We start from the raw sequence: 12,361 nt of genomic DNA on the forward strand, positions 1-12,361 counted from the left end.
TTTTATGTTGCTACACTTTCTCCTCAAATGGAATACTGACATCTAATATTTCATTCAACAACAAAACAATCTGCTCAAGGTAATTAGTCATCACCACTTCATTTATGATCATATTCCCTTCTTTTTCTTCTTTGAAATTAAACGGTAAAAACCCAGATTTTAGATTCTTAAAAGAGATAATTCCGGCTTCAATGGGTTTGGACTTGGCTTCGGTCTCATACATATATGCATACGCCAAAACCTGAATAACTTTGTCGTTTTTAATCTCCTCGGTTAATCCCTTCCATGTCTTCAGCATCACACTAGACTTTTCAACTTTACCCGTTTTATAGTCAATAATCCTAATTACTCCGTTGCGTTCTTCGATTCGATCTACATTCCCTTTTATCAATACCGGAAATGGTAAAGTGGGATGATTTAAGGTCCTTTGAAAAGTCTCTTCTAAGGCCAAAATCTTTATTGCATCTCCTGCTTTTATACTTTCTAATTCCACCTTCAGGAAATTGGAAACATTTCGTTTTGCCACTTCAAAAGCGAGTAAATTTCGACCTTTCTTAATTTCGCCTTCTTTATAAACTACTTTGAATTGTTTCAGCACCTCATCATCGATTTGCTTGAAGCATTTTTGAATGTCTGATTCTGATATAAATCTACCTACAAAAGGGTCATAAAGCGACTTTAATGTCTCGTGAATAATAGTTCCCAAAGTGTTCAAAGCGATATTCTCTTCGACTTCTTCGACTTCCCTTATTCGCAATATCTTCTGAAAATAAAACTGAATCGGATTTCTGATATAACTTGTCAACGCCGATGGCGAAAAACCAACGTCGGCAATTTCCTTTAACCGTAGCATCACAGATTCTGATTTCTCAATAACCATGGGCGTATAAGCTGTTTCCGGCAATACAGCATTGTAAATTTCGTGTATCAACGTGTGTTTTGGCTGTTTTTCAACTTCTAATTGAGTGATAAACCTACTTTTTTCGCCTGCATCCAATCCTTCACTTTCGGTGTTATAAAGCAAATATATGTTTTTAGCACGTTGTAATAAATGATAAAAATGATAGGTATAAATGGCGTCTTTCTCTTTGAATGTGGGCAATCCCAATTCACGTTTCACATCATACGGAATAAACGAATTCTGCGATTTTCCGGCAGGAAACTTTCCCTCATTCATAGAAGTCACTATCACAGTATCAAAATCAAGCACGCGACTTTCTAAGACACCCATGATTTGCAAACCGTTTAACGGCTCTCCTTCAAAAGAAACTGAAGCAAGATCAATCACTTGTTTATATATGGCATAAAGCGTTTCTATCTTATCAATGTGCTCGTGTTGCGAATAATAGTTAATCAGTTTATTGATCACTTTAAAAATAGAGAATACAAAGGCTTTTGTAATCTTTTCCTCTTCACTGTCATTACTTAAATTATCCTTAATGGCAAGCAACAACTTGGAAACAGTTTCCAAAACGGCAATCGAACCGTTTTCCCACTTTTGGAATAGCAGCAAAAATAAATCAGTGGGATTCGCATTCAATTCCATCAATTTGTGATGGGTAATAAAAGTGTAATTATTTTTATTAATAAGGTTAACTAACGAGCTAGTTTGCGCATAAGGCTCCACCAACGGATGCGTTAAAATATCTAGTACATCTTTATAGTACAAAACGTAATTTTTCGCGTTTCTGGCCAGCGCATTCGTATGCATCTTGAATAACTTAGCAATCAGAATTTGCGCAGGATTATTTTTACTTGGATATCCCATAGTAATATTCAAAGCACCCACAGTGGAGGGCAACGAATACAAAAGTGGTACTAGAAGATTTTCTTCACCCAGAACTACCGCAACTTTATCCAGCGTGGTATTAGGGTTTTCATTAATTATATTTTCAATAATGCCTCCGGCGATTTTTGCCTGACCAATTGTTTTTGGCGTACCAATAACTTGAATGTTTTTTGTTTGTGAAAAATCATCTACAATCCATTCAAAAGGATTTGACTTGTATTCTTTCCAGCCTTTTTTAAATCGCCTAACAAACAAGCCCGCATCATGATAGGGATCATTTAGAAAAGTTTGATCTGCATCCCAGTATATTTTAGCCTGATCAGAAGCTATAAGATGTTGAATGATTTTTTCTTCGGAAGCATTTAAGGCATTAAACCCCGCAAAAACATAATTCTTATCAGTAATTGACTTCGAAAAATGATCTAGATTCCCCACAGCTTCCCGATAGATTAATCCTTGATAACCAATTCCTTTTTTGAGTAGGTGAGCATATAGCGTCTGGTAGTAATTAGGTAATAATTTCCAAAAGTCTATATAATTTTCGAGTAGTTGTGTTTTATTCTCCACTTCGATTCCCCATTTCTTAATATCTTCAATGTCTTTTAAGTACGACAAAACATAAGATGGATCTAATAGATAACGATCGATTTCATTAAAATCCTGCAAGAGTGTTTTGGCCCAATTGGCAAACAATTCGAATGACTGTTGGTTTGTTTTTTCAGTAACTGACAAATACACATCATAAAATTCAAATAATAATTCGATGGGATCCACAGTACGAATTCCTGCTATATCTTGAATAAAATCCTCGATACTAATAATTTCAGGAGAAAGAATATTACCGTCGACTTGCTTTTTCAGTGCTTCAATAAGGAAAATTTTAGCTCTCTTATTCGGTAAAACGACTATCGTATTGGATAGTTTATCTGAGTAATTTTCTATTAAAACTTGTGCAATTTTATCTAAAAAAGAAGTATTTATCATTTCATAAAAATAAAAAAAACGCCCCGATAAATCGAGGCGTTTTCCATAAATATTTTAGAAAATTTATTCTTTTATTAAAGAAATTTCAGCTCTTCTGTTGTGTGCTTTCCCTGCAGCAGTTTTGTTAGTATCGATTGGTTTAGTTTCACCGAAACCAGTAGAATTTAATCTATCTGCTTTGATACCATTTTCAATCAAATGATTTTTAAGCGCTGCCGCTCTATTTTCAGATAAAGTTTGGTTCATTTCGTTACTTCCATCGCTATCAGTATGACCTTCAACTACAAATCTTGAAGAAGGATATTCTTTTAAAATTTCAGTGATTGAACCTAAAGTTGGGTAAGTTTGTTTTTTAAGTGATGCTTTTCCAGAATCAAACAAGATAGTTCTACCGTATTCATTCAGTTTCATCATAACTGCTTCTGCATTATCAGGACAACCATTATTAGCAACAGTACCTTTTACTTCTGGACATTTGTCATCTTTGTCTAAAACTCCGTCGCCGTCAGTATCAGGCCAAGGACAACCAGCATTTTCTTTTGGTCCTGCAACAGTAGGACATTTGTCATCTTTATCAGCTACTCCATCTTTATCAGTATCAGGACAACCTTTCAATGCAGCTAAACCAAATACATCTGGACAAGCATCATCTTTATCAGCAATACCATCACCGTCAGTGTCTGGACAACCGTTTAATGCAGCTAAACCAAATACGTCTGGACAAGCATCAGCACTATCTTGGATTCCGTCTCCATCAGTATCAGGACAACCATTGAATTCTTTTAAACCAGCAACATCTGGACATGCATCATCTTTATCGTATATTCCATCACCGTCAGTATCTTTTCCTCCAAATTTGAAAGTAAGACCAGCAGTATGTTGGAAATGAGATGGAGCATCAGGAGTTCCATTAGCATCTTCTCTATCTCCAAAAGATTTTTTATAAGTAGTCTCAAGAGAGAAACCTAAATTATCCGTGAACCAAAATGCTAATCCAGCACCTGGGTTTAATGTTCCATAACTACTATCTCCAAAGAAAGTATAACCACCACCAACATGTAATGAAGGGTCGATTACTTTAGAGTTAATAAGACTCATGAAGCTATATTTAACACTAGCATCAATACCGTAATACATTAAATCTCCAGGATTAGAAACAACATATCCGCGAGAATCATGTCCTACTGCTGTTGGAGCAAATTTTACATACTTTTCAATTTTGTTTAATGAACCTTGAACTCCAAAAGAGAAATTATCTCCTATGTACTTCGATACACTGATATAAGATACAGATGGAAGAACATTCCAATTTTCTTTTGCATCGAAAGGCTGTGAGAAATGTCGGTCTAACCAACCATTACCACCACCTGCACTAGTTTTAGTGTCTACGGCATTCACTCCAAAAGATACTGCCCAAGGGTTGTTACTATCTTGTGCATGAGAACTTAAACCCATCACCACCATTGCGGCAACTAAAATCTTCTTACTATATTTCATTTTTATTATTTTTACAACAATTTAGTTAATTACTGACAAAAGTAATCCGCAAATGTTAAATAACCAAAAAAAATGTTAAATAAAAAAAACGCCCCGATAAATCGAGGCGTTTTCCATAAATATTTTAGAGAATTTATTCTTTTATTAAAGAAATTTCAACTCTTCTGTTGTGTGCTTTTCCGGCAGCAGTTTTATTAGTATCCATTGGTTTAGTTTCACCGAAACCTGTATGCTCTAATCTATCCTCTTTAATACCGTTTTCAATCAAATAATTTTTAACAGCATGAGCTCTGTTCATCGATAAATCTTGATTCATGGCATTACTTCCATCACTATCAGTATGACCTTCAATTAAGAATCTTGAATAAGGATATTCTTTTAAGATTTCAGTGATTGACACTAGAGTTGGGTAAGTTTGTTTTTTGAAAGAAGATTTTCCAGAATCAAACAAGATAGTTCTACTATACTCATTCAATTTCATCATAACCGCTTCTGATACTTCAGGACAACCTTTATTAGCAACAGTACCTTTTACTTCTGGACATTTGTCATCTTTATCTAAAACTCCGTCACCGTCAGTATCAGGCCAAGGACAACCACCATTTTCTTTTGGTCCTGCAACAGTAGGACATTTATCATCTTTATCAGCTATTCCATCTTTATCAGTATCAGGACAACCTTTCAATGCAGCTAAACCAAATACATCTGGACAAGCATCATCTTTATCAGCAATACCATCACCGTCAGTGTCTGGACAACCGTTTAATGCAGCTAAACCAAATACGTCTGGACAAGCATCAGCACTATCTTGGATTCCGTCTCCATCAGTATCAGGACAACCATTGAATTCTTTTAAACCAGCAACATCTGGACATGCATCATCTTTATCGTATATTCCATCACCGTCAGTATCTTTTCCTCCAAATTTGAAAGTAAGACCAGCAGTATGTTGGAAATGAGATGGAGCATCAGGAGTTCCATTAGCATCTTCTCTATCTCCAAAAGATTTTTTATAAGTAGTCTCAAGAGAGAAACCTAAATTATCCGTGAACCAAAATGCTAATCCAGCACCTGGGTTTAATGTTCCATAACTACTATCTCCAAAGAAAGTATAACCACCACCAACATGTAATGAAGGGTCAATTACTTTAGAGTTTATAAGACTCATGAAGCTATATTTAACGCTACCATCAATACCGTAATACATTAAATCTCCAGGATTAGAAACTACCATTCCTCTTGAATCATGTCCTACTGCTGTTGGATCAAATCTTACGAACTTTTCAATTTTGTTTAACGAACCTTGAACTCCAAAAGAGAAATTATCTCCTAAGTACTTCGATACACTGATGTAAGATACAGATGGAAGAACATTCCAATTGTCTTTTACAGCGAAAGGTTGAGAAAAATGTTGGTCTAACCAACCATTTCCACCACCAGCACTAGTTCTAGTGTCTACGGCATTAACTCCAAAAGAGACAGCCCATGGATTGTTACTATCTTGTGCGTGAGAGGTCAAACCCATCACCATCATCACAGCAACAAAAATTTTGTTAAGATGTTTCATACTTATTATTTTTAATTACAATTTAGTTAATTACTAACAAAAGTAACACGTAAATCTTTAACCACAAAAGGAAATGTTAAAAAAAACCCATTAAAATCAGAAAAAATGGCAATTATATAACTTTAGATTATAATTATACAACATTTAAAGCCTTTCCAACTTCAACAAACGCTTTTATTGCTAGATCTAAATGCTCTTTCGTATGCGCTGCAGAGAGTTGAACTCTAATTCTTGCCTTATCTTTTGGCACTACGGGAAAAAAGAACCCTATTACATAAATCCCCTTCTTCAACAATTCATCTGCCATAGTTTGAGATAACTTAGCGTCATAAAGCATTACCGGCACAATCGCTGAATCTCCTTCAACGATATCAAATCCCGCTTTTTTCATTCCTGCTTTGAAATAATTAGTATTCCATTCTAATTTATCTCGTAATGTAGTATCTTTTTCTAATAGTTCGAAAACCTTAATCGATGCCCCAACAATTGCAGGCGCTAAAGAGTTAGAAAACAAATAAGGTCTTGAACGCTGACGCAACAATTCGACAATTTCTTTTTTAGCAGTTGTATATCCACCCATGGCTCCACCTAAAGCTTTTCCAAGAGTTCCAGTAATGATATCTACCCTTCCCATTACTCCTTTAGCCTCAAGCGTTCCTTTTCCTGTTGCTCCAATAAAACCTGCAGCATGGCATTCATCTACCATTACCATAGCATCATATTTATCTGCTAAATCACAAATTTTATCTAACGACGCTACAATACCGTCCATAGAAAACACACCGTCAGTAACGATTATTTTAAAACGACTACCCGCTTCGTTTGCTTTGATCAGTTGTTGTTCTAAATCGGCCATATCGTTATTTGCATAACGGTAACGTGACGCTTTACACAAACGAACCCCGTCAATAATAGAAGCATGATTTAAACTGTCTGAAATTATAGCATCTCCTTCGCCAAATAAAGGTTCGAACACCCCTCCGTTTGCATCAAAAGCTGCCGCATACAAAATAGTGTCTTCCGTCCCGTAAAATTCAGAAATTTTTCTTTCTAACGTTTTATGAATGTCTTGTGTTCCACAAATGAAACGCACCGATGACATTCCGAAACCATGCGTGTCCATTGCGTCTTTTGCCGCCTGGATAACTTCTGGATGAGATGACAATCCTAAATAGTTATTTGCACAAAAATTCAAAACCGTTTCTCCTGTCGAAACCGTAATTTCTGCATCTTGCGGCGATGTAATAATTCTTTCTTTCTTAAAAATCCCGTTATCTTCTATTGTTTGCAATTCGTTTTGAAGATGTTCTTTTATTTTTCCGTACATAATAAATTGGTCTATTTTGTTTAAAGTTTAATTTGTTTAAAGTTGCCCGAACGACAATGGCTTTGCTAAAGCGACTATTATTCTTATAATAAATTTTATTGCTTTTTAAAATTTTGATTTTTGCGAATAATTCATTTTTATGCTACAAATTTACTACATCGATTTCTTTTCCGATATAAATCAGTGCTTTTTTTACGACTTTATAACCCATTAATTCAATTGCCGATTGGTAATTCTCTAATTGCTTTTGATATTTTGCATCGTGAGCTCCTGTTTTATAATCCAATAAAAAAACTTCTTTCTCTTTCGTTACAACCATTCTATCTGGCTTTATCGTTTTTCCTTCCTTTTGAATTATGGTTTGCTCATTTAACACTTCATACTCTTCAGAAAAAAAGGATTCCAATTCTTTATGATTTACAATATCTTGAATTGTCTTGTGCACCAACTCCTTTTGATTGAAAGTAATCAATCCGCTTTCAATAGATTTAGTAACCGCCAGATCAACGTCCTTTTTTGTCTTTACAAAAGATAGTATTTCGTGCACCACATTACCATATTCTATAGACTCCTGCTGATGTGTCCCCCACATCAATGCCTCTCGTTGGGCTATTTTAATGTTTTTTGGATTTAATATTTTAGCAACTACACGGATTGCTTTTGAAGTATCAATATGCCTTGCCTTATTTGATAATTTTGTAGCACTTCCAAATTCATACTCCAATTTATTTTCGTCAAAAACGCCTTTACTCATTAAATAATTAATAAAAAAAGTACACATGTTATTTTTAGGAACTTCTGCTTTACTAGACAAATTCATATTTGAAATAACATACAGTTGCTCCTCTGCCCTAGTTAAAGCCACATACAAAACATTTACATTATCCAATAATTCTTCTTGTTTCTTTTGATCATAGATCGCTTTTGCTTCGACACCAAAGCCTTCTACCGCACTGCTATTATCTACCAACACCTTTGGCAAACCAAAATCCATTTCTTCGCCATCGAGCCATAATTTATCTTTAGGTTTCCGACTGTAATCCTCTTCGGCGAAAGGCATGATTACCACGGGAAATTCCAATCCTTTCGATTTATGTATCGTCATAATACGAACCGCATTATTTCCTTCAGGTGATGGAATACTAAATTTCTCCGCATTTTTATCCCAAAAATTAAGGAAGTCGGATATTCCAGCTTGATTGCGCACATCTCTCTCTAAAACAATGTCGAGGAAGTATTGCACATACGCTCCGCCACCTTTGGCGAGATTTGGTGATAAAAATTTAGTAATTACAACCTCCACCGCTTCATACAATGATTTTTTTCGAATGTTTTGAAAGGATAGTGAAATATCATAACTCATTAGCCATTTCTCAAAATCGACTTCTAGTTTTTGCTCCATTCCCTTCGCGATGAAATCATGAACCGGCAACTGACCCTGAATATTTTCGGCTACATAATGCAGAAAATGTGCTTTCGCCTCTAAATCGGCATTGTTTTTCAGGTATTTTAAAAGGTGAATAATCAGCCTGACTTCGGTTGCGTTCTGAATCATCAACGTTTCTGAAGACAAGAGCGGAATGTTCTGTTCTGTCAAATAATTAGCAATTGCAATTCCTTGACTTCTTTTACGAGTCAAAATTACAATGTCTTTGTATTCAAATCCTTCTTGAAGTACTTTTTGAATCGTATTCAAAGTCGCTAAAACAAACAACTCTGTTTTATCCAAGCCTTCTTCATCCTCTTCTGCAGTTTCTTCCTTTGGAATAAAGGAAATATTCACATAGCCGCCGGTTTTATCATTTGATTTCTGATGGCTGTGATTTTCATATAAATCTTTGTAATCAGGTTGTTCAAATTCACCTGAAACCAACTTAAAAAATTCATTATTAAACTCGATTACCTGTGAATAAGACCGGTAATTTTTATCTAGATGTTCTAACTTCTTGTCTGGATTAGCGAAGGGATTGTTGTCTTTACTTAGTTCTATAAACTGCTCTGCCTTTCCTCCACGCCAGCGATAAATGGATTGTTTAGGATCACCCACAATCATCAAAGTTCCTTTCTCTCCATAATCGTCCTGACCTGCAAGCGCATTATCAATTAACGGAATTAGGTTTTGCCATTGCATCTCTGATGTATCCTGAAATTCATCAATAAAAAAATGACGGTAGCGTTCCCCTAATCGTTCATATATAAAAGGCGCAGGCTGATTTTGGATTTCGCGATGAATAATCGCATTAAACTCTGAAATGGAAAGCACATTTTGCTCTTCCTGAATTTTCGCTAATTCATTGCTCACTGTATTTAGTAAAGACAACGGTGTTATATTTCTAAGAAAGGCTTTGTAGAAATCTCTTTTTTCGAAATTTTTATAAATCGTTCCCAGAATCTGAATCAACTCCGGAATTATATTTTCTATTAATGCACGGTCTTTGGCCGTTTTATTAATGGCTATATCATCAAACTCGTGAAAGGTTTTGTTTTTAGGATTGTATTTTCCGTCTCGAATGCTAATTACGTGATTAGGAAAAGTTCCTCGCGAGAATGATTTTAAATCTATTCCGTTATTTACAATTAAAGCTAGAGCCGCTTGAGCAAATTCGGCGTTGTCTTTTTCCAAGGCTTTACACGACTCAATTAATTTCTTTTTTATCTCGACAAAATCGGCAATGGTTTTATCGTGAAAATGAGTGATTTCGTTTCGGTGATTTTCATTAAGAACTAAGCGACCTGTGTCCAAAATCTCACGTGAAATATCCCATGATTTATCATCATCCGTTTTTTCCATTGTGAAATCGATAAGCAACTTAGTCAGGGTTTCGTCTTCCCCAGCTTGCGCGATGATGGCATCAACAGCCTCGATCAACAAATTCTCCGTGTCCAAGGTCACCTCAAAAGTCATGGGTAACTTTAAATCATGCGCAAAAGCACGAATGACTTTGTGAGTGAATTTATCAATGGTCGAAATATCAAAAGCTGCATAGTTATGAATGATGTGCTTGATGATTTGTTGCGATTTGGTTTTGATCTGGATAATCGACAATGCTGTATCCTTTGCCAAATCCTGCATCAAATCCTGCGCTTTTGGCGAAGGTTCGTCTTTTGCAAATTCGGATAGGCTTCCCACAATACGACTTTTCATTTCGTGTACCGCTTTATTCGTAAACGTTATGGCGAGAATGTTGCGATACGCATCATTTTTAGGGGCCACTAAAATGATCTTCAGATATTCTTTTACAAGCGCATAGGTTTTACCAGATCCTGCGGATGCATCATATATGGCGAAAGATGGTCGCTCTAACCTTCCCGAAGAGGAAGTAGTCGAAACTGGATTTACTTTATGTTCCAAATTAGCTTATATTTTATTATTTGAATTTTAATACTGCACGATTCCTTTCCTACATTGTCCTCGCAGTCGATGACGTATAGAACTAGCCCTGATAGAAGTGAAAATCCTTTTTCTAAATCTGGAAGATTTAGAAAAAGATTGCAACGAATAGCAGGAAAAAGCTCCTAAAAACAGAACTATTGCTAGGTTGCTTTTAAAAATTGTTTGTTTAATGTTTAAAAGTACTATTTTTGCACTATGGAAACAAATAGACAGAAAAAAATAGGTGGGGTGATCCAAAAAGATTTGGTTGATATCCTACAAGGTGAAGTGAGAAAAAACGGAGTAAGTAATTTAATTATTTCGGTATCCAAGGTTGTTGTTACTTCAGATTTATCTGTAGCTACGGTTCATTTAAGTGTTTTTCCTCAGGATAAAGCAAAAGAAATCTTAGAGGCTGTTAAGTCGAATTCTAAAACGATAAAACATGATTTATCACAAAGAGTACGTTTGCAATTGAGAAAAGTGCCTAATTTGGTTTTCTTTATTGATGACTCCTTAGATTACATTGAAAAAATTGACAATGCTTTAGCAAGTAAAGATAATCCTATTGAAAATAGAGATCTTCTAGAGAAACGCAAGCTGATATAATTTGAATTTCCCCCTTTACATAGCCAAACGTTACATTCTAAGTAATAGTAAAAACAATGCCATAAATATCATCAATCGCATTGCGAGTATGGGAATCATTGTTGGCGCCATGGCTTTGTTTGTGGTGTTATCTGTTTTTAGCGGGTTGAAAGTATTTAGTCTTTCGTTCACGAACGACATTGATCCCGACATTAAAATAAGTAGCACTTTAGGGAAATCATTTCTCGTTTCTCCATCACAAGAAGAACAAATAAAGAAAATAGAAGGCGTGGTTTCCTATAGCAAAATTATAGAAGAACGCGTTCTGTTTGTTTTTGATGATAAGCAAGTCGTTACCTATTTGAAAGGAGTTGATACCAATTTCAGTAAAGTAAATGATATTAAGAAAACATTGTATAATGGACAATGGATTGAGCCTGATACTTATCAGGTTGTTGTAGGTTATGGAATTGCTCAGAAATTCTCCATGGGATTACTGGATTTCAATAAACAATTAGAAGTTCTAGTTCCTAAACCTGGAAGAGGAGCAATCACAAACCCCGCACAAGCTTTTAATAAAACCGATGTTTTCCCCGTAGGCATTTATGCCATCAGTGAAGATCTTGATTCTAAATACGTTTTTGCAGATTTGGGTCTTGCCCAAGAATTATTAGAATACAAATCCAATCAAATTTCGGGAATTGAGATCAAAGAAAAAAAGGACGCAGATGAAGCCGCAATCATCGAGAAACTACAAACCATTTTCAATAATAAAATCACGGTAAAAAACAGAGCCCAACTCAACGAAGCCTTGTATAAAATGTTGAATACAGAGAATATCGCTGTGTATTTAATTTTTACCTTGGTAATCGTGGTGGCGCTTTTCAATCTTATTGGCGCACTGATCATGATGATTCTCGACAAAAAAGGAAACCTAAAAACACTTTTTAATCTGGGAACGGAAATCAAGGATTTACGTAAAATATTTTTACTACAAGGAACGCTACTCAGTCTTTTTGGTGGAATTATTGGACTCCTTTTAGGAATAGCGATTGTATTGTTACAACAGCATTTTCAGCTGGTAATGATTACACCCACATTAGCTTACCCAGTGGTTTTCACGCTGGAAAACGTATTGATTGTCATGGGAACAATTGTAACCCTTGGTTTTATTGCTTCGTTGATTGCGAGTAGTAGAGTAAGTAAGAAGTTGCTGGATTAAGGATTTTTGATTTA

General features: G+C 35.4%; 7 protein-coding genes. 2 read left to right on the forward strand and 5 right to left on the reverse strand.

The features are described from left to right. Positions 1–10: 10 nt before the first annotated feature. The 5 genes from AAC069_RS03390 to AAC069_RS03410 form a co-directional block, all read right to left on the reverse strand. Complete coding sequence (locus tag AAC069_RS03390; RefSeq protein ID WP_339919099.1) at positions 11–2,773, reverse strand: PD-(D/E)XK nuclease family protein; 2,763 nt, start codon at positions 2,771–2,773, stop codon at positions 11–13. 63 nt (positions 2,774–2,836) lie between these two features. Then, a complete protein-coding gene (locus AAC069_RS03395; protein ID WP_339919100.1) occupies positions 2,837–4,270 on the reverse strand; it encodes an OmpA family protein in 1,434 nt (477 codons plus the stop codon). Positions 4,271–4,403: 133 nt separating this feature from the next. After that, positions 4,404–5,837, reverse strand: a complete 1,434-nt coding sequence (locus AAC069_RS03400) for an OmpA family protein (RefSeq protein WP_339919101.1) — start codon at positions 5,835–5,837, stop codon at positions 4,404–4,406. Positions 5,838–5,970: 133 nt separating this feature from the next. After that, positions 5,971–7,164 carry a glycine C-acetyltransferase gene (kbl, locus tag AAC069_RS03405; RefSeq protein ID WP_339919102.1) on the reverse strand — a complete coding sequence of 398 codons (1,194 nt, stop codon included), beginning with the start codon at positions 7,162–7,164 and terminating at the stop codon, positions 5,971–5,973. A gap of 142 nt (positions 7,165–7,306) precedes the next feature. Continuing rightward, positions 7,307–10,516, reverse strand: coding sequence for a UvrD-helicase domain-containing protein (locus tag AAC069_RS03410; RefSeq protein WP_339919103.1), 3,210 nt, complete (start codon positions 10,514–10,516; stop codon positions 7,307–7,309). A 237-nt stretch (positions 10,517–10,753) separates the two neighbouring features. Between AAC069_RS03410 and rbfA the strand changes: the two genes are divergently transcribed. Together rbfA and AAC069_RS03420 are read left to right on the forward strand one after the other, a co-directional pair. After that, positions 10,754–11,146 (forward strand): 30S ribosome-binding factor RbfA, encoded by a 393-nt coding sequence (gene rbfA / locus AAC069_RS03415; RefSeq protein WP_074720684.1) that lies wholly within the window; start codon positions 10,754–10,756, stop codon positions 11,144–11,146. Between the two features lies 1 nt (position 11,147). Next, positions 11,148–12,347 (forward strand): FtsX-like permease family protein, encoded by a 1,200-nt coding sequence (locus AAC069_RS03420; RefSeq protein ID WP_339919104.1) that lies wholly within the window; start codon positions 11,148–11,150, stop codon positions 12,345–12,347. Positions 12,348–12,361 lie beyond the last annotated feature (14 nt).

The organism is uncultured Flavobacterium sp., from assembly GCF_963974175.1.
Classification (GTDB): Bacteria; Bacteroidota; Bacteroidia; order Flavobacteriales; family Flavobacteriaceae; genus Flavobacterium.

Bases quoted from the DNA above. Each gene is read 5' to 3' on its own strand.
- AAC069_RS03395 (WP_339919100.1), bottom strand. From the start codon at position 4,270: ATGAAATATAGTAAGAAGATTTTAGTTGCCGCAATGGTGGTGATGGGT.
- rbfA (WP_074720684.1), top strand. From the start codon at position 10,754: ATGGAAACAAATAGACAGAAAAAAATAGGTGGGGTGATCCAAAAAGAT.
- AAC069_RS03390 (WP_339919099.1), bottom strand. From the start codon at position 2,773: ATGATAAATACTTCTTTTTTAGATAAAATTGCACAAGTTTTAATAGAA.
- AAC069_RS03400 (WP_339919101.1), bottom strand. From the start codon at position 5,837: ATGAAACATCTTAACAAAATTTTTGTTGCTGTGATGATGGTGATGGGT.
- kbl (WP_339919102.1), bottom strand. From the start codon at position 7,164: ATGTACGGAAAAATAAAAGAACATCTTCAAAACGAATTGCAAACAATA.